Here is a 19,811-nt window from a genome sequence, read left to right as displayed (position 1 = left end):
AAGCCTTCAAGCTATCGCTAACTAACAGAAACCCGAAATTTGAGTTTTTATTAGAAAAAAAGTTAGCGATCACTTGTCAACCAAGGGTTTCAGAATCTGGATTCGGTCAGGAATTTCCGAAAGTCCCAGAAGAGCGTTATAGCAGTTCTCACACCTGTGTGGCACAAGTTAACCTTTGCTGATTAAGCTTTTCAACATCGATAATGTACCTCTTGCGAACAGGAAACGCTATAAATTGCTGCGTTACGCTTTGGCTAACGCACCTACGATTTATGTTTCTGTTTGTGGCTAAATTGACAAAAGTTGCTCAAAATATAGCCTTAACAAGATAAATCGGCCTATCCCTAGTTAAGCTGAGTTGAGGATAAGCCGAAACCCTAATTTTACCCTAGCTGGTTAGCTCTATTCTTTCGTGGAAGTCATGGCAAAATCTCCTTAGTCCGATAATTCTTTGTACCAATCCCATCACACAAATGCCTATCTTCCTCCCTGACATTAATATTATTCTGCAAATAAACCCGCACCCAATCGCAACTACGCCTCATTAAAGCATCTAAATTCAATAAATTCGAGTCTGTTTCTACCTTCCAGAGTTTGATAAGTACCTAAGCAAAATTAATTACACATTTCGATAAAGCTTTTGCCTCTTGCCTATTGCCTCTTGCCTGTCTTCACTAGGAAATTTATTTTGCATGACTACTTAGTGTTGTCCCAACTACCGCTCACCAAAGTCTTGCCGTCGGGACTAAAATTAACGCTATAGACATAGCTATCATGCCCCTTGAGGGTGCGGATTTCTTTGCCTGTTTCTACATTCCAGAGTTTGATAGTCTTGTCAACACTACCGCTCACCAAAGTCTTGCCGTCGGGACTAAAATTAACGCTTCTGACACGGCTATTATGCCCCTTGAGGGTGCGGATTTCTTTGCCTGTTTCTACATTCCAGAGTTTGATAGTGTTGTCCCAACTACCGCTCACCAAAGTCTTGCCGTCGGGACTAAAATTAACGCTATAGACATAGCTATCATGCCCCTTGAGGGTGCGAATTTCTTGGCCTGTTTTTACATTCCAGAGTTTGATAGTGTTGTCCCGACTACCGCTCACCAAAGTCTTGCCGTCAGGACTGAAACTGACACTAATAACGTGCCAAGTCCGTATCTTTGAAATACTTGTGAAATCAGAGTTTTGAAAAAGTCGCACACGGTGTTACTTTTATTTACCCCATTCCGACTCACAATAATCAAACCTTCTTTTGTTTTCTTCATACTCCTCAACCGTTCCATAACCTTGTTTCCAATTCCTATCTCTTAGGAGTTGGTAACACATTCTCCCTCTCTCATGAATTTTGCTTGTCCTCGCTTGTTCTTTCGCGGACTCTACTTGTTCTTTCGCGGACTCTATCTCGTACTCTAGTTGTCGTTCAAGGTTATTTATTTCTTTTCGCTTTTCGGCGTTCTGCCATTGAATCAATATACCCAAAGCTAAAATCAAAATCGAACCTCCTGCTAGTACATAAACATAAACAGTCTGTCGTCTTACACGTTCTCGCCGCCTTTGTTCTTTGTCTCGCAGTTTTACACTTACTTGGATATAAAATAGCTCCCCTTCGCTCAAATCCTCTGGACGTTGTTTCAGCTTCTCTTCTGCCTCCGCCAACGCTGTACCCCGCAACAATCTGCTTTCATCCCATCCAGTTACGTCTCCATTTTCTATCTGTTGCCATTGATACATTCCTGCCCTTAATCGCTCTTGCCAAGCGCGAAAAACCCTGTCTGTATCCATCCAGCCCCGCAATTCCCCCCAATTGCGAATCAATGCTTCATGCACCACTTCCACCGTCTCCACCTGTGCCTCTTCACTGCGACTGGTGACAACTAAACGCGCATCCGCCAGTTGTTTCACCAGCGCCCAATTTACCGCCCCTAATTCCGCTTTTGTCGCCAGCCGCCGCGTATCTTCTGTGCCTTCCCCTGGGCGTACCAATTGGATGAAAATGCGCCGCACCTCTTTCCGTTGCGCCTCACTCAGCTTGTCATATTCTTCATTGGCATGGCGGGCCAAAGCACCCTGCACTTCGCCAATTTCTGTATATGCCAGATGGGTTAATTCTTTGCCCTGTCGCCGCTGCCACAATTCCGTTAAGGCAAACTCTAGTAATGGCAAATTCCCCGGCTCACTCTCCACATCATCGAGGATGCGTTTCACCAGTCCCGCTTCCAATGTCACCCCCAATTTTTGCGCCGGTTTTTCAATAACTTCTGTGAGTTCTTCTCGGTTCATCGGCCCCAATTTCAAGTCAGTATTTTGTAAGACATCGGCAAAGGGACGATAGGAAAGAGCATTCCCCAAGAAATCCGCCCGCATAGTTAATACCAACACCATTCCTACCCTTTCAAAGGGGAATGTAGTTAATTTATCGAGAAAATTACGACGGATTGTTTCATCAGGACAGAGGGTATAAAGTTCCTCAAATTGGTCGGCAATTACCAGCACCCGTTCACTGGGATAATTCTGTTGGATTTGGGCAACAACGTCAGCTAGAGGAATGTCGCCATCACGCAAATAATTGGCTAACTGACGCGCTTGGGCGAGGCGTTCTGTCTCATTTAGATTAGTTGTATAAAGGGGAACTAATGCCAAAGCTAGGGCATGAAAAGGGTCAGAACCGGGACGAAAATGGGTAAACTGCCAGTGACCTTCTTGTTGCAATTTAGGGACTAATCCCGCAAAAACTACCGAGGATTTACCACTTCCCGACGCACCTAATAGGGGGATAAAATTACGGGTTTGGGTTGCCTGAAATAGGGTTTTAATAAAGCTTTTGCGCCCAAAAAAGTATTCTGCATCTCCTGGCCCAAAATGAAACAAGCCACGATAGGGACAGGGCAGATTATCATCGGCAACATCGGCAGAATCAGCAGGGGCTATTCTTGCTTCTTCTCGATAATAGTAATTGGTAATCGTGATGGTTGCATTGCCAGTCCCAGAGGTAGCAGCATATTGAGCTTCTGTAATATTTTGTTGAATTTCGCTTGGTTCTGACATATCAACCATCCTGATTAATTAAAATACAGTCTCAGTCATCCTTAGATGTGCCATGCTCGGTGATGCCGCTAATACTAGCATTACCCGTGCCAGAGGTAGCAGCATATTTAACATTACTGATATTTTGGGTGATAATTTGTTGTCCACCGGGTTGTTCTTGGAGCTTGTCTAGTAAATCTTGGGCTAATTTAGTGATTTCATTATCTTTATCAACCCCGGCTTCGACAATTTTATCTTTTAACAAACCTTCAGCTTTCTTGATATCCTCTGGTTTTGCCTCTACCATTGCCTGTGCTAAAGCATCATTAGCAAACTTACGCTTAATCAAGGTTTTCAAACCTTGATATGTATCTTTAACGCCTTTTTCCGCCGTATCTTTAGCCGCAGCAACCGCACCGGCAGTCAAGGCGGCGATAATCAGAGAAACTGGTTCCATTGTTTGATACTCCCAATAAAATATTGCTGATTCAATCTTAGATCAAAACAATTTTTAATAGTAAGCCAAATCGCAATCAGCTAGAGAACTGGAATTTTACGGCCAAGGCACTAAGCCTTAAAATTATTACTAAGTACCTAAGCAAAATTAATTACACATTTCGATAAAGCTTTTGCCTCTTGCCTATTGCCTCTTGCCTGTCTTCACTAGGAAATTTATTTTGCATGACTACTTATGTAGGTAGGCGTTAAAAATTATCAGATACCCCCCTTATTAAGCTATCCATTAGTCGGATCTTTCTTAACAATTTTTGCAGTAAGCACTCCAACCCTTATCCTGACTTGATTTCAGTTTTTTCTTTGTCAGTAAGGGTGTCAACAAGGAATATTACAAATTGTTAACCGAGTCTTGAAAGCCTTGTGCTACAAAGGTTTGAAATGTTAAGAAAGATGTGACTAAAGGACAGCTCATTAAGGGGGGACTAAGGGGGGATCGGCACCCCCCTTATTAAGGGGGGACTAAGGGGGGATCGGCACCCCCCTTATCAAGGGGGGCAGGGGGGATCGGCACCCCCCTTATTAAGGGGGGACTAAGGGGGGATCGAACCTAAAATCGATTTTTAATTTAATTATAACCAGCTACTTATGCAAAAATCTTAGCCGAAAAAGCCAAACAAGGGTTTTCCCTGTGGATGGGGTTTATCAGTTATGGGATTTGAGTTTTCAATTCACTGTTTACTGAACACTGAAAAAAGCTCCCTGATTATCGCCGATGATACCAACGGGTAAATAATTTTTCTAACTCCACCCAAACGAATAATAAGGTACTAAACCCCAAACAGATTAATAATTCTTCTTTAGTTAAAAATTGAGTGCCGAAAAAATCCCGCAGGGCAGGAACATAGATTAACATCAGTTGAAAAATTGTCGTCAGGGTTACTGCTACCCAGAGATAGGGATTAGTCAAAGGATTCATTTCTATGGTAAGATGATCGCTCGATCGCACAGAAATGGCATGACCCATCTGAGCTAAACAGAGAGTAGTAAAAACCATAGTTTTCCATGAACCGGTATTACCAAAAAGCGGATCCAAGCGCACAGCGATTAACATTTGAGTGATATTAATAATCGAAAAAATAATCCCAATTCTCACAATATAACTGCCCAAACCGCGAGCAAAAATACTTTCTTGGGGACTAAAAGGAGGGCGACGCATAATATTAGGAGAAGCGGGTTCCACTGCCAAAGCTAACGCGGGTAAACCATCAGTAACTAAATTCATCCAGAGAATTTGTAGGGGAGTGAGAGGAGTAGCTAAACCCAAAAGAGGCGAAGCGGCGATAGTAATCACTTCCCCGATATTACTGCCGAGAATATATTTAATAAAACTGCGAATATTGTTATAAACCACTCGCCCTTCTTCCGTGGCAGCGACGATGGTGGCAAAATTATCATCGAGGAGAATCATATCACTAGCCTCTTTGGTGACATCGGTGCCGGAGATTCCCATGGCAATGCCGATATCTGCTTGTTTCAGGGCCGGAGCATCATTCACCCCATCTCCGGTCATAGCAACAAATTTACCCTTTTTTTGCAAGGCGCGGACAATAGTTAATTTATGTTCGGGGGAGACACGGGCATAGATGTTAGTTTTGTCAATGAGGTTTTCTAGCTGAATTGGTGATAATTTATCTAATTCTCGCCCTGAGATCACTAAAGCTCCCGCTTGGGCAATACCAAGACTTTTAGCCACCGCTAGAGCGGTTAATTGATGATCACCGGTGATCATAATCGGACGGATTCCCGCTTCTCGACACCTGGCCACGGCGATTTGTACTTCCGGTCGCGCTGCGTCGATCATACCGACCATTCCTAACCAAATTAGGGCATCTTCGCTGATTTCAGTTGATTCTGGCGGATAAATCAGGTTTTTGTAGGCTAATCCTAAGACTCGCAAACCCCTGTTAGCCATAGCATTGTTAGCGACTAAGACTTGTTCTTTTTCCCTATCCCCAAAAGGAAGACTTTCTAATCCCGATTGATAGGAGAGACATTGTTCAAGGATTAATTCCGGAGAACCTTTGGTAAATAGTACGGTATTGACTCCTTGACAAATGACCGACATTCGCTTTCTTTGAGAAGAAAAGGGGATTTCAGCGATTCTAGGGAACTCTTGCTTGGTTAGGGATAAATTTAATCCCGCTTTCACCCCTAAAACTAATAAGGCTCCTTCCGTGGGATCGCCTAAAATGCTATCGTGACCATTATCGAGGTTTAAACTGGCATCGTTGCAGAGGACACTGGCAATTAAGAGATGATGTAATTCTAGATCGGTTTTGGGATCGATCGCCCGTTGATCGGAGTCTAAAAATTGTCCTTTTGGACTATATCCATCCCCAGTAACTGAAAAACTGCGATTAACCGTCTCTATCTCGCGTACAATCATTTTATTTTCCGTTAGCGTCCCAGTTTTGTCGGAACAGATCACATTAACGGAACCAAGGGTTTCTACTGCCGGCAGTTTACGAATCAAGGCCTGACGTTTGACCATGCGTTGGGTACCTAGGGCGAGAGTTAGGGTGATAACTGCGGGTAATCCTTCGGGAACGACGGCTACTGCCATACTAAGGGAAACTTCGACTAATTCCTCTAGGGCCGACCAACCGGCATTGATCAGGCCGATGGTAATAGTCAGGGCCACTAGAATGAGAGAACCAGCAACAAGGACATTGCCCAAGTGAGTCATTCTTTTTTGGAGAGGAGTGGGTTCATTGCCGACTGTTGCTAACATTTGAGCGATTTTGCCTAATTCCGTGGTCATCCCCGTATTGGTAACGATGACCTTAGCCCGGCCTTGCAGTACCTCTGTTCCAGTAAAGACAAAATTTAAGCGATCGCCAAGGGGAGTATCCCTGTCTAAGGGGTCAATGGAGGCGGATTTATTAACACTATTTGCCTCTCCTGTCAAGGCCGATTCGCGAATTTGCAGGTTAAAAGCTTCGATAATTTGGCCGTCGGCGCTGATTTGGGTTCCCGCTTCAATCAGCATGATGTCCCCGGGGACGAGATTAACCGCATCTATTTCTCTGCGTTGACCCTCGCGGATAACATTAACTTGGGGAGAGGAGAGTTTTTTTAAAGCGGCCAGAGCTTTTTCGGCACGACTTTCTTGCAGATAGCCGAGGATACCATTGAGGATGACAATTGTTAAAATAGCGATCGTATCTTTGAAGGGAACACCAATTTTAGCCAGATGACCGCGCTGCAATGCCAGTAAATCTAGTCCCCCGGAAATTATGGCCACGGCAATTAAGAGGAGGAGCATAATATTGGTAAACTGATCTAGGAGAATTTGCCAATTACTGCGCCCTGGACGTTCTTTTAGTTCATTTTTGCCATAATATTTAATTCTTTGGGCGATTTGCTCCCTATTGAGGCCATTAACAGCCGAACTACCGAGGATAGATAGGGTGGTTTCCACCGGATAGGTATGCCAAGGTTGTTGCAAGTTAAGTCTAGAATGGGCAGAATAGTCGGCATTAGCGGCCATGGCAAGTGAAGATAGTTGATCTAAATAGATCTTAGCCGTTTCTTTCCCTGGTAACAGGAAAAAACAAATGTTTAAACTGGCTCTTCCTGCTCATAGACAGTCTTAACGGGTAATGTAGATAAGTAGCTGGTTATAATTAAATTAGACCTCTTGCATAATTTTTTTATGGTATAATATAAGGTTTTGCTTTTTTCTCAATTCTTAGATTGAAGTGGAAAAAAGAATAAAATGTGATCTTAGGTCAGGAAATCATCTATAATTTTGCTATGTTTATTAGCAAAATTATGGATTATCAAAACTTATCAGATGAACAATTCAAACGCCGTTTCGGTGTGTACAAACAAACATATAGAAAGATGGTAGAATCAGTAAAAAGTGTTGAAGCCGACTCTAATTCACCATCTAAAAGGGGACCGAAACCTAAACTATCTATAGAAGAACAAGTTTTAGTAACGTTAGAATATTGGCGAGAATATAGAACATATTTTCACATTGGTACAAGCTGGGAACTATCAGAATCAACTATATGTCGGATTGTAAATAAGACGGAAAAAATGCTTTTACAATCGGGAAACTTCCGTTTAAAAGGAAAAAAAGCTTTACTCAATCAAGCAGAGATACCGGTCATAACGGTAATGGATGTAACGGAAACTCCCATTGAACGCCCCCAAAAGAAACAGAAAGATTTTTTTTCGGGTAAAAGAGGTTATCATACTTTAAAATCCCAATTAGTAGCTGATCAAAATACAGAGGAAATTATCTGTGTCTTCTGTGGGAAAGGTAGAGGTCATGATTTTAGTTTATTTAAAAAAAGTCGAGTTCGTTTTCATCCTTTAACTACCAGCATAGAAGACAGTGGTTATCAGGGAATAGCTGCATACCATAGTAATAGTTATACACCGAAAAAGAAATCGAAAAATAGAAAATTAACAGAGTTAGAAAAAGAGTATAACAAGGCTTTAGCCAAAGAAAGGATTATCATTGAACATATAAATAGGAAACTCAAAATCTTTAAAATCTTATCCTGTAAATATCGGAATCGTCGTCGAAGATATAGTTTAAGAGTTAACTTGTTGGCGGCTATTTATAACTGTGAGTTAGGGATAGGTATAGCAGCTTCTTAAAAGTTGCCTAAAGATTAATCAAGTCAAGGAGAATTTATTCTCAATTTTTATAATTGAGATAGTTTGTGCCGCTTAAATAAAGAGGTTTTGATAACCAAATTAAAGCAGCTCTAAAGAGTTTTGAGTTAAAAGTTAAACTTCAAGTTTTCATTCAGGACGAATGTACTGATTAACTAATTTTTTGGGGAAAATTAGTTAACCCATCATTATAACATATAATTAATTTGCAAGAGTTCTATTGAAGATAGATCCCCCCTGCCCCCCTTGATAAGGGGGGTGCCGATAGGCGGGGGGATCCCCCCTTGATAAGGAGGGTGTCTGAAAGTTTTTAACATCTACCTACTTAGTCAACAGCTTAGTAGGGCAAAGTAAACCAAAATTGTGAACCTTTTTCGTCATTATTCATAATGCCAATTTCACCCCCGTGAGCATGGATAATTTGACGACATAGATATAAACCTAGTCCTAAACTAATCTGATTATTATTATTGCCTCGTTGATAGCGATCAAATAATTGTTTTCTCTGGGTTTCGCTAATTCCCACCCCATTATCGGCAATGCTACACCGGAGATAATTGCCCTCTAGTCTAGCCGAGAAAGTGATAATTATACCTTGGGGATTGTGTTTAATGGCATTGGCTAATAAATTCTCAAAAACTCGCCAGAGATGGTGAGCATCGGCATTAACTAAGGGTAAATCGGGGGAAAAGTTATTAATTAAAGTTGCTTGATTTTCCTTTAATCTTAACTCCCATTCCTGACCGATCTGTTGACCAATTTCGTAGAGAGATAAAGGCTTTAGTTCTAGGGAAACTCCCCAAAGATCATTCTGTCGGGTTTCGACAAGAGAATCAATTAAAGTTAATTGTCGATCGCAACTGTTGGCCATCTGTTGTAAAATCTTCCGGGATACTTCTTTAGTTTCTCCCTGAGAATTTTTAATTAAATTATTTAAGATCATTGACATCCCGATCACGGGATTGCGGAGATCGTGAGAGACAGCATGAAGATAAATTTCTAAAGTTTCCTCAGTTTTTTGACGTTCTTTAATTTCGTTTTGTAGTTGTTTTTTTTGACGAGAAATAGTTAATTGATTTTCGATGCGGGCCATCACTTCTTCCCCTTGAAAAGGTTTAGAAATATAATCGACACCTCCCACTTGAAAAGCTTTGACTTTATCGAAGACATCATCAAGAGCGCTGATAAAAATCACGGGAATTTCTCTGGTGTTTTCATCAGCTTTTAACTGTTCACAAACTTGATAACCATTGAGATCGGGCATATTAATATCGAGGAGGATCAGATCAGGAATTAGCGATCGCACTGTATTCAGGGCCATCTGTCCATTAATCGCTTTGCGTACCTGATATCCCTTCTCGGTGAGCATAATCGACAATAGCCGCACATTATTGGGCAAATCATCGACAATTAAGACACTAGAGCGCGGTGTGGGTTGAGTCATGCCGGTTATTTTATAACTCAAACTATTTAGTAAAAGTGTATAAAAAAACAGACGCAACACCTGCATCTGTTACAAAATTAACTATATTTTGAGGACAAGAACATCTAAGGATTTTCACCACCCACAGCGATGCCAGTACCATAAATCTGAGCATTTGTCAAGTTAATTCCCCCCATTGACGCACCCGTCACATCAGCATCATAGATCATGGCACTGGTGAAATTAACTCCATTGAGATTAGCTTGATTTAAACTGGCATTAGTCAGAAGAACTGCGGTTAAATTTGCGCCTTCTAGGTTAGCATCGGTCAAATCTGCGCCCTCTAAGTTAGCTTCCTCGAGATTAGCTCCCTGTAAATTCGCTTTTCTCAAATCTGCACCGATTAGATGCGCCCCTCTTAAATCTGCACCCCGGAGATCACACCCCGGACATTCCCCCGTATTCAATAATTGTTGCACCTGTCGGGGATTTTCCGCACCGACGGGGTTAATCAGCAGTAAGGAAGCTAGGGAACCTAGGGCAATCATTAAAGTCCTTTTCATCGTTTTAGCCTCCTCTTTCGTTTTCTTCTCTACTTTTAGGATAGGAAAAAAGCTGCTAATCAACTTCCCCCGATCGGGCTAATTCTCCTGTTATCTCACTTTTGCTTGCTTTTGCTAGTCGATCTCTCCTTTTATGACCGTAGCGATCGCTGCTCGGGCATTTTCCTTAAATTCCTTGACATCGACGCGACTTAATAACCAAACTGCCAGGATCATTCCCAATGCTTGCACGAGGAAAACTAAGCTATAGGCTAAAACCGGACTAGAAAAGATAACTTTACCGATATTTAAAATCGTACCGCCTAAAACCGTGGCCAATCCCCTGGCGATCGCTTGGGATAATCCCCAAGCGCCGATAAAAGTTCCTGCGGTTTCGGCAGCGGTTAAATCTAACATTAAACTGGTAGCCCCAGCAGTAATCATTCCCGAAGCTAAACCGAAAAAGAGCAAGCTTGATTTTAATAAACTTTGGTCAGCAGAAAAGCCAGCAAAAATCAAGAGAATAAAACAAATTGTTGCAAAAATACAGCCATATTTAGTGGTTTTTTGTTTACCGATGCGGGGAATGAGCATAAATCCCGTGGCAGCAATACCAAAAAGGGTTCCGGTTCCCCAAAAAGCGTTTAATTGGGTGGTTTGGGCGATACACATCCCAAAAACCTCGCCCCCAAACGGTTCCATAATTGCATCCTGCATAAATAAACTCAAAGTCATCATCAGCAGAAAGGTGAAAAATAAACCGGTTTGCCGACTAGCGGTGAGAACCTGTAACGCATCCTTAAAGGTAATTTGATCCTCTCTTTGCACAAGAGTGGACCGACTACTAAAACGAGAATATTTTTTTTCTACGCCAAAAGTCGCTAAAATACAGAGACCGAAGACGATAGCGGGCATAATCGTGAACACGGGGTTAATTGTCGCCTGTAGTTGCGGAATATTGGCTATGGGGGCTGATTGAGTCGGATCATAGGTCAAAATATTTGTACCGCAGATATTGGGAGTATCCAGCAAACGAGAACTAACGATCGCCCCGACGACAATTCCCACCATCAGCATTGACCAAACTATAGCAACTAATTGCGATCGATTATCTTCATCGGACACATCCACCAAGAGGGCAGCAAAAGGGGTGGAACTGGCGCTTAAAGCTAGTCCGTAGAGGGCGAAAATTAAGGCTAAGAGGGCAATCCAAGCGTAGGAAATGGTATTCCATCCCGAAGTTTGAATACTAAGTCCCAATTGCCAGACTACCTGCAAAGCAATAAAAGCTAAAGCGGTAAAAACTGCCGCCCCAATCCAGACATAACCGCTGCGATGATGACCGAAAATAGTTTTACCGTCGGATCTTTGCCCAAACCAGATGCGTGCTGGACTAACAAACTGGTGCATAGCGATCGCAGCTGCGGCGAGAAAGGGTAAAACTTTTAACTCATCGATCATAATCCGATTGAGAACCCCCAAAGTCAGCAGGGACATAATACCTAGTCCCATCTGAAAGAGTCCTAAGCGAAACATGGTGAAAAGTCCCAGTTTTGGCAGGGGTTTTGGGGATGAGTGAGTAGAATGGAGAATATCGCTGGTAGCCATAGTTAAATCAATACGGGAAAAAAGCCGGTATTTAAAAATTTAACGCAGGACGAGCAGACATCTTCTGGGGATTTAAGTTTCTATCTCCGATAACCAAGCGGTCAGATCTGTCAAGCTGGTAAAATCGAGAAGCGCTTCTCCTAAAGTTTCTAATTGTTCTAGAGATAGTTCTTGGATTTGTTGGCCTAAAGTCGAGGATATTTCACCTAAACGACGGTTAAGTAGCCGTAGAATCAAAGAAACCGCTTCTTCTCGTCTGCCTTGTGCTTTTCCACTTTCCCGGATATCCTGATAAATAACTGATTCGCGCATAGTTTCTTCCCTTAATAAGCTTCCGATGATTTCCTTACTTAATACTAACCCCGCCAGAATTGCTGTAGCGGCGGCTAAATTGCTTTTTTCAGTTCTACCCTCGATATTATCAATTTTTGCGGCTACTTGTCGTAGAATTTCGGGACGATTAGGGGTTTTTCCTAGATTGGACAAGGGTAACAATCCTGATAATCCTAACATTTTCTCGGCTGGAATTTCCCAAAGACGAAGCACTTCGTATTCATGACGGGTATTGGGAAGGATAAAAGCGTTTTCCTGCACCAAAGGTGATGAGGTTTCTTTCAGGTAAATTACCACTTGTCGCATGGTTTTTTTGGGGAAGCGACGATAGACTCTAGTGCGATAATCTAACATCCGAAAGGACATTTTTGGGTCAGGATCGGTCTGGAATTCGAGATGAAGAATTATCTGATCTGATTCTAACAAAATCAGGGCATCAGCCCGAATCGGTTCTAGAGACAGTTCCGAGGGACTCAATTGGGTGAAAGAGATGGGTTCTCCTAATAACCATTGGGCGAAGTCACGACTATAATTTTCGGCGAGAAATTTACAGACATTATCATACATTTCTTGATTCTAATCAATGAGATATTTAAGTAGAGAGGCGCAATCATTTGTAGGATGGGTTAGCGGTAGCGTAACCCATCGGGGCTTTTAACTCATCGATCATAATCCGATTGAGAACCCCCAAAGTCAGCAGGGACATAATACCTAGTCCCATCTGAAAGAGTCCTAAGCGAAACATGGTGAAAAGTCCCAGTTTTGGCAGGGGTTTTGGGGATGAGTGAGTAGAATGGGGAATATCGCTGGTAGCCATAGTTAAATCAATACGGGAAAAAAGCCGGTATTTAAAAATTTAACGCAGGACGAGCAGACATCTTCTGGGGATTTAAGTTTCTATCTCCGATAACCAAGCGGTCAGATCTGTCAAGCTAGTAAAATCGAGCAGCGCTTCTCCTAAAGTTTCTAATTGTTCTAGAGATAGTTCTCGGATTTGTTGGCTTAAAGTCGAGGATATTTCACCTAAACGACGGTTAAGTAGCCGTAGAATCAAAGAAACCGCTTCTTCTCGTCTTCCTTCCTCTCTTCCTTGTGCTTTTCCACTTTCCCGGATATCCTGATAAATAACTGATTCGCGCATAATTTCTTCCCTTAATAAACTTCCGATGATTTCCTTACTTAATACTAACCCCGCCAGAATTGCTGTAGCGGCGGCTAAATTGCTTTTTTCAGTTCTACCCTCGATATTATCAATTTTTGCGGCTACTTGTCGTAGAATTTCGGGACGATTAGGGGTTTTTCCTAGATTGGCCAAGGGTAACAATCCTGATAATCCTAACATTTTCTCGGCTGGAATTTCCCAAAGACGAAGCACTTCGTATTCATGACGGGTATTGGGAAGGATAAAAGCGTTTTCCCGCACCAAAGGTGATGAGGTTTCTTTCAGGTAAATTACCACTTGTCGCATGGTTTTTTTGGGGAAGCGACGATAGACTCTAGTGCGATAATCTAACATCCGAAAGGACATTTTTGGGTCAGGATCGGTCTGGAATTCGAGATGAAGAATTATCTGATCTGATTCTAACAAAATCAGGGCATCAGCCCGAATCGGTTCTAGAGACAGTTCCGAGGGACTCAATTGGGTGAAAGAGATGGGTTCTCCTAATAACCATTGGGCGAAGTCACGACTATAATTTTCGGCGAGAAATTTACAGACATTATCATACATTTCTTGATTCTAATCAATGAGATATTTATAGTGTTTCTCATCAAGATAAAGTCTAACCTAATTTGGTATCGATGAGCAACTCCCCAAAAGGAAAACTTTGTACCTCATCATTAAGATAACTGCTATAATTATTGTTAATTCATATCATAATAAATTCGATCGAGGAAAGTGTAGATAACAATAAAACTGAGCCTCAATGAGACTCAGTTTCTAGTTTTTTAAGGACGGGAAATTAACGAATGTACTCTTTGAGGATACTATTACGGTTAGGGTGACGCAGTTTCCGCAGGGCCTTGGCTTCTATTTGACGAATGCGCTCGCGAGTGACGTTGAAAATCTGGCCGATTTCTTCGAGTGTTTTCATCCGGCCGTCATCTAAACCGTAGCGTAGCCGCAGCACATCGCGTTCGCGAGGACTAAGGGTATCGAGGACGTTTTCTAAATCCTCGCGTAACAAATTTTTAGAAACTTCATCTTCTGGGGTTTCCCCATCCGCTTCGATAAAGTCTCCTAAACGGGAATCTTCTTCTTTACCGATAGGAGTCTCTAGAGAAATCGGTAATTGGGCGGATTTGGCAATAAAACGGAGTTTTTCGATGGTCATCTCCATCTTGGTGGCGATTTCTTCCTCGGTGGGTTTGCGACGCATTTCCTGAGAAAGAATCTTGGTGGTTTTTTTGATCCGAGAGATGGTTTCGTAGAGGTGGACGGGAAGACGAATGGTGCGGGATTGATCGGCGATCGCACGGGTGATGGCTTGACGAATCCACCAAGTGGCATAGGTGGAGAATTTATAACCCTTTTCGTGGTCGAATTTTTCGGCGGCACGGATCAAACCGAGGGAACCTTCTTGAATTAAATCTTGGAAGGAAAGACCGCGATTCATGTATTTCTTGGCGATCGAAACCACTAAACGCAGGTTCGATTGTACCATTTTTTCCTTAGCGCGACGACCATGGTACAAACGACGCTTAAAGGCCGATAAGTATTCCTTTGATTTCGCCAGCCATTCTTCCACCATGGGAGCCGTTAGCTCCGTCTTACCTAAATAAGCCTTAATATCCGATAATTTCGGTTCTTTTTCCGATTTTTCGGCGATAATTTTTTCGATGCGCTCGAACAGGAAAACCTGTTTTCCCCATTCAGCATCGCTATAGAGGCAAAAATCTTCGCGAATGCGTTCTAATTTCAGTAGATCGGCGATTTTTCTCGCTAATTCGATCTCCTCCTCCGCTCTCAATAACCGAATCCTGCCGATCTCTTGCAGATAAATCCGAATCGAATCTTCTGTATAGGGTTTTTTTCTAGCGGCGTCGCGACGACGAGCGCTGGCAAGGCGGCGGGTTTTTTTGCCATCGTTGCTATCGCTGGTTTCTTCTAGCTCTAACTCGATATCCTCATCATCGAAGTCTTCGTCTAGGTCAATCAAATCTAAATCCAATGGCGGCTCGGTAAGGGTTAGTACATCGTGGGCCTGCATCATGCCGTTTTCCTCTTGCTCCTTCTGTGCAAAACTAGAAGATCGAATCTCAATCTAGGTGATACTGAACAAATTTGTGTCTCAAATCCGAGACGGGGAAAGACTTTTCCGATTGTAGCTTTAATTACAACAAATGGGAGAAGATTTTTGCTTAAATTTCCTTGTGTCGATGCGATTTTAGCGACACGGAATGCCGTTTTAGCTCGGTCAACTCATAATCTGGCTCCTGCAAAAATTGGGTAAATGGCTGGAGGACTGGAATCCGATCGCCGGTTTGTCTGCGGTGTTGACCAGATAGCTAAGTATCAAAGGAATTATGGGATGGGTTAACTGTTCCCACTGGCAAGAGGAACATAATCCCTATTGGCCCTTGCTAATTCCTTTAGTCTTTAGCTATTGTATTTAATTTGATCGGATTCTTACGGACAAATTTCATCCCTCATTGCTTTTACGCGAATCCAATTTCAATACAAGTGTATTAAAATTGTTAGAGCGCAAGCTCATAATATTAACTTAGCAACATTTTAGAAATTTGCGAGACAAATTTAAGATTTTCTCCAATAGCACCGTGGGGAGATGGGGAGTGGGGTGTGGGGTGTGGGGTGTGGGGAAGTGGGGTGGTGGGGTAGTGGGGGAATTTCAACTAAAACCCTAAAACCCTAACACCCTAAAACCCTATCTAGACTTGTACCATTTCTGGGGTTTTTTCCTTCTGCTGCAGTGCGACGTGGAGACGGTTTAAGGCGCTGACGTAGGCACGAGCGGAGGCGACAATAATATCGGTATCGGCCGCGCGAGCAGAATAGGTGCGTCCTTCGTAACGGAGACGGATAGTCACTTCTCCCAAAGCATCGATTCCCTCGGTAACTTCCCGCACCGAGAATGAGATTAATTCGTTCGGAATCTGCACCACTCGATCGATCGCCTTGCAGAGAGCATCCACTGGTCCTGTACCAATGGCCGCATCGGATAACTCGCTACCGTCGGGAGTGCGAATCGTTACGGTGGCCGTGGGTCTGGCACTATTTCCACAGGACACTTGTACTAGCTCAAGGCGGAAGTGATCGGGAACCGTATCGATTTCATCGTTAACAATAGCTTCTAGATCGCGATCGGTGATTTCCTTTTTGCGATCGGCCATTTCTTTAAACTGGATAAAAGCGTTATTAAGTTCCGTTTCCGAAAGCTCAAAACCCAATTCCTGTAAACGAGAGCGAAAAGCGTTGCGGCCGGAGAGTTTACCGAGGACGATCTGATTATGGGTCAAACCGATCGATTCTGCATCCATAATCTCATAGGTGAGTTTATGTTTTAACACCCCGTCCTGATGGATTCCCGACTCGTGTGCGAAAGCGTTAGCACCGACGATCGCCTTATTCGGTTGCACGATCATGCCGGTAAGATTGGAAACTAGGCGAGAAGTGCGATAGATTTCCTTGGTGTTGATCTTGGTTAAAGGTTCCGTGGACTCTGGGGGACGACCGAGGAAAGGATTAAAATAGGAGCGCCGCACATGAAGGGCCATCACCAATTCTTCTAGGGAAGCGTTACCGGCACGCTCACCGATACCGTTAATGGTACATTCCAACTGTCGAGCGCCATTTTTAACTGCTTCGAGGAAATTAGCCACCGCTAACCCTAGATCGTCGTGACCATGGACGGAGATAATCGCTTGGTCGATATTGGGGACATTTTCCTTAATACCCCGGATTAAAGCCCCAAATTCGCTGGGGGTGGTATAACCGACGGTATCGGGAATATTAACGGTGGTGGCTCCTGCGGCGATCGCTCTTTCGAGGACTTGGTAGAGGAATTCCGGATCGCTGCGGCCGGCATCTTCGGGGGAAAATTCCACATCATTAAGAAAGGATTTGGCATAGGCCACCATTTCCGGCACAATCTCAAGAACTTCCTGACGAGTCTTCTTAAGTTTGTATTGGAGGTGTATATCAGATGTGGCTAGGAAAGTGTGAATTCTGGGCTTGGCGGCGGGTCTGAGCGCATCGGCGGCAGATTTGATATCTTTTTGGGTAGTGCGGGCTAATCCGCAAATAATCGGGCTATCAGCTTCGCTGCCGACGCTGCTGGCAATTTTCTGCACCGCATCAAAGTCCCCCGGACTAGCGTGGGGAAAACCTGCTTCAATGACATCAACTCCCAGTCGTGCCAGTGCGCGTGCTATGGTTAGCTTCTCATCCACATTTAAAGCGGCACCCGGGGACTGTTCCCCATCTCGAAGGGTGGTATCGAAGATAATCACACGGTCTGGACTGGTATTCATAGTTTTTTTGTACCGTTAACGAACTTGGGAGTTGTTCCTCTGATTATAGCAGCCGAGGCCGAGGGGGTTATAAGGAAAATTGCCCTGAGAATTTCTCGACCTGCTCGCGCTTTTCCCGCTTGCCCTTTTTTTGGCTACCATAGATGGTATAGATAAATTGGCGAGGGAGTTAAAAATGTTTGGCAAACCAGGGAAGGAACCGAACCCACCGGAGGTAAAAGACCTACAGGAGGTGATGTTTTCGATTAAGCAAAATCTTGAACCAGATCAGGATAAAACCGATATTAATCTTGTTGAGACTCCTACTCCAGAGGTGGTTACTGTAGTTGAAAATATTAGTAAAATTCTCTCTCCCTATTTTATCGTTTTAGTGGGTTTATTTCTCTATGATCGGAATAGTTTTATCGGTTTTTTATTAGTTTTCACGGGAGTTTTAGCTATTTTTAGAGTTTCTCTCAAGGATATTAATAAACTGGTTGAAGAAGGGAAAAAGTTTTTCCAATCTAAATAGGTTTCTCCTCTAGATATGGTGATAACTGATAACTGATAACTGATATAAGATTATGTCTTTAGTTGCATCTTTACTCGATCGCGTATCTCCTCAGAGTTTACAACAATTGCGAGCCAGCGATCGAACTTGGCAAGCTTTGCGTTTAGAAAATCCGCTTATTCCTACGGTAATTAATCAAAGTCAAGAATCTTTAGGAGAGACGGATTTTGATCTAGTTATTGCGGGGGGAACCCTGGGAATTTTTATCGGGGCTGCTTTACAAACTAGGGGCTGGCGTGTGGCATTATTAGAAAGAGGTATTCTGCGCGGTCGTGAGCAGGAGTGGAATATTTCCCGTTTAGAATTAAGCAGTTTTTTAGAGTTAGATTTATTGACCGAAGCGGAATTAAATCAAGCGATAGCGACGGAATATAATCCTGGGAGGGTGGGATTTTATCAAGGTTATGAGCTTTGGGTTAGAGATATTTTAAATATTGGTGTTGATCCGGTTTATTTGCTAGAGACTTTAAAAACTAAGTTTTTGCAAGCGGGAGGAAAGTTATTAGAAAATTCCGGGTTTAGCGGGGCAATTATTCATCCTGACGGGGTAATGGTTAAAACGGGAGAAATGACTTTAAAAACCCGTTTATTAATCGATGCCATGGGTCATTTTTCCCCAATTGCAAAACAGGCAAGAAAAGGAGAAAAACCCGATGGAGTTTGTTTAGTGGTGGGTAGTTGCGGTCAGGGTTTTCCCAGTAATGAAACTGGTGATTTGATTTATTCTTTTACCCCAATCTTGCACCAATGTCAATACTTTTGGGAAGCATTTCCCGCTAGGGATGGTCGGACAACTTATTTATTTACCTATCTTGATACCCATCCCGATCGCTTTAGTTTAGAATTTTTGATGGAGGAGTATTTAAGATTACTGCCGGAGTATCAAAAGGTGGATTTAGAAGCGGTAAACTTTCAGCGTTTTCTAGCGGGTTTTTTCCCTGCCTATCGTCAAAGTCCTTTAAAGATGCCCTGGTCAAGAATTCTGGCAGTGGGAGATAGTAGCGGTAGTCAATCTCCGGTCAGTTTTGGTGGTTTTGGGGCAATGGTTAGGCATTTAAAAAGGCTAACTTTCGCCATCGAGGAAGCTTTACAAATCGATGCTTTAAACCGAGAAGATTTAGCTCTTTTACAACCCTATCAACCCAATATATCGGTAACGTGGCTATTTCAAAAAACCATGAGTGTCCCGATGTCTGCTAACCCTAATCCCAGTCAAATTAATGACTTAATGAGTGGAGTTTTTCGGGTAATGGATAAGTTAGGAGATGAGGTATTAAAACCGTTTTTACAGGATGTGGTGCAGTTTTCTTCCCTCTCAAAAACTTTGCCTTTGGTTAATCCTCAATTAGTTTTACCGATGATTCCACAAGTGGGTATCAGTCCTTTTATCGATTGGACAGGACATTATTTTAATTTAGCTTTGTATAGTGGTTTATATCCCTTAGCAACCAGCTTAAAACCTGTTTTAGAAAAGTTACCCGACAAGCAAAAATATCTTTACCATCGTTATTTAGACAGTTGGAAATATGGCTCTGGGGGAGATTTTATCAGTAATCAGTGATCAGTGATCAGTAAACAGTGAACAGTGAACTGATTACTGATAGGGTGCATCTCTTATTGGTGACATTCTCTCACATATTGGTGAGCAGCAGAAGTTATTCCAAGAGGGCGAATGCAATTCGCCCCTACAATA

13 protein-coding genes and 2 pseudogenes are annotated in these 19,811 nt (G+C 42.8%); 3 read left to right on the top strand and 12 right to left on the bottom strand.

Going from position 1 to position 19,811, the window contains the following annotated elements; genetic code table 11:
- Positions 1 to 455 precede the first annotated feature (455 nt).
- The 4 genes and pseudogenes from ACQY1Y_RS17290 to ACQY1Y_RS17275 all read right to left on the bottom strand — a co-directional run.
- Positions 456 to 1,143, bottom strand: a pseudogene (locus ACQY1Y_RS17290) (WD40 repeat domain-containing protein); the annotation flags it as partial.
- Positions 1,144 to 1,212: 69 nt separating this feature from the next.
- The gene (locus tag ACQY1Y_RS17285; protein ID WP_430013223.1) at positions 1,213 to 3,045 is read right to left on the bottom strand and encodes an S-layer homology domain-containing protein; all 1,833 of its coding nucleotides are present in this window, start codon (positions 3,043 to 3,045) and stop codon (positions 1,213 to 1,215) included.
- Between the two features lie 31 nt (positions 3,046 to 3,076).
- Complete coding sequence (locus ACQY1Y_RS17280; RefSeq protein WP_012266550.1) at positions 3,077 to 3,481, bottom strand: hypothetical protein; 405 nt, start codon at positions 3,479 to 3,481, stop codon at positions 3,077 to 3,079.
- 762 nt (positions 3,482 to 4,243) lie between these two features.
- Positions 4,244 to 7,030: a cation-translocating P-type ATPase gene (locus ACQY1Y_RS17275; RefSeq protein WP_430013222.1), complete on the bottom strand. Its 2,787-nt coding sequence runs from the start codon at positions 7,028 to 7,030 to the stop codon at positions 4,244 to 4,246.
- Between the two features lie 266 nt (positions 7,031 to 7,296).
- On the opposite strand from ACQY1Y_RS17275, the gene ACQY1Y_RS17270 reads away from it, so the two are divergent.
- On the top strand, positions 7,297 to 8,154 hold the full coding sequence (locus ACQY1Y_RS17270; RefSeq protein ID WP_002732125.1) for an IS5-like element ISMae4 family transposase: 858 nt from the start codon (positions 7,297 to 7,299) through the stop codon (positions 8,152 to 8,154).
- Between the two features lie 355 nt (positions 8,155 to 8,509).
- Here the strand turns inward: ACQY1Y_RS17270 and ACQY1Y_RS17265 are convergent, their stop codons facing one another.
- From ACQY1Y_RS17265 to ACQY1Y_RS17230, 8 genes and pseudogenes are all read right to left on the bottom strand, one after another.
- Positions 8,510 to 9,616 carry a hybrid sensor histidine kinase/response regulator gene (locus tag ACQY1Y_RS17265; RefSeq protein WP_430013221.1) on the bottom strand — a complete coding sequence of 369 codons (1,107 nt, stop codon included), beginning with the start codon at positions 9,614 to 9,616 and terminating at the stop codon, positions 8,510 to 8,512.
- A gap of 104 nt (positions 9,617 to 9,720) precedes the next feature.
- On the bottom strand, positions 9,721 to 10,158 hold the full coding sequence (locus ACQY1Y_RS17260) for a pentapeptide repeat-containing protein (protein ID WP_002735631.1): 438 nt from the start codon (positions 10,156 to 10,158) through the stop codon (positions 9,721 to 9,723).
- A gap of 114 nt (positions 10,159 to 10,272) precedes the next feature.
- Positions 10,273 to 11,745 carry a BCD family MFS transporter gene (locus ACQY1Y_RS17255; protein WP_430013220.1) on the bottom strand — a complete coding sequence of 491 codons (1,473 nt, stop codon included), beginning with the start codon at positions 11,743 to 11,745 and terminating at the stop codon, positions 10,273 to 10,275.
- A 72-nt stretch (positions 11,746 to 11,817) separates the two neighbouring features.
- On the bottom strand, positions 11,818 to 12,645 hold the full coding sequence (locus tag ACQY1Y_RS17250) for an Rpn family recombination-promoting nuclease/putative transposase (protein ID WP_430013219.1): 828 nt from the start codon (positions 12,643 to 12,645) through the stop codon (positions 11,818 to 11,820).
- Positions 12,646 to 12,706: 61 nt separating this feature from the next.
- Positions 12,707 to 12,895: pseudogene (locus ACQY1Y_RS17245) on the bottom strand (MFS transporter); the annotation flags it as partial.
- A gap of 72 nt (positions 12,896 to 12,967) precedes the next feature.
- A complete protein-coding gene (locus tag ACQY1Y_RS17240) occupies positions 12,968 to 13,807 on the bottom strand; it encodes an Rpn family recombination-promoting nuclease/putative transposase (RefSeq protein ID WP_024970292.1) in 840 nt (279 codons plus the stop codon).
- Between the two features lie 232 nt (positions 13,808 to 14,039).
- The gene (gene rpoD, locus ACQY1Y_RS17235) at positions 14,040 to 15,290 is read right to left on the bottom strand and encodes an RNA polymerase sigma factor RpoD (RefSeq protein WP_104396765.1); all 1,251 of its coding nucleotides are present in this window, start codon (positions 15,288 to 15,290) and stop codon (positions 14,040 to 14,042) included.
- Positions 15,291 to 15,966: 676 nt separating this feature from the next.
- A complete protein-coding gene (locus ACQY1Y_RS17230; protein ID WP_430013218.1) occupies positions 15,967 to 17,568 on the bottom strand; it encodes a 2-isopropylmalate synthase in 1,602 nt (533 codons plus the stop codon).
- Between the two features lie 175 nt (positions 17,569 to 17,743).
- Here ACQY1Y_RS17230 and ACQY1Y_RS17225 point away from each other — a divergent pair, with 175 nt between their 5' ends.
- Both ACQY1Y_RS17225 and ACQY1Y_RS17220 read left to right on the top strand, forming a co-directional pair.
- On the top strand, positions 17,744 to 18,079 hold the full coding sequence (locus ACQY1Y_RS17225; RefSeq protein WP_430013217.1) for a hypothetical protein: 336 nt from the start codon (positions 17,744 to 17,746) through the stop codon (positions 18,077 to 18,079).
- A gap of 52 nt (positions 18,080 to 18,131) precedes the next feature.
- Positions 18,132 to 19,679, top strand: coding sequence for an FAD-dependent oxidoreductase (locus ACQY1Y_RS17220; RefSeq protein ID WP_430013216.1), 1,548 nt, complete (start codon positions 18,132 to 18,134; stop codon positions 19,677 to 19,679).
- The last annotated feature ends 132 nt before the right edge of the window (positions 19,680 to 19,811 follow it).

It is taken from the genome of Microcystis ichthyoblabe FBCC-A1114 (assembly GCF_050500245.1).
In the GTDB taxonomy this organism is placed as follows: Bacteria; Cyanobacteriota; Cyanobacteriia; order Cyanobacteriales; family Microcystaceae; genus Microcystis; species Microcystis ichthyoblabe_A.
The sequence above is the reverse complement of the archived record's forward strand: the minus strand, read 5'-3'. Positions and strand labels throughout refer to the sequence as shown.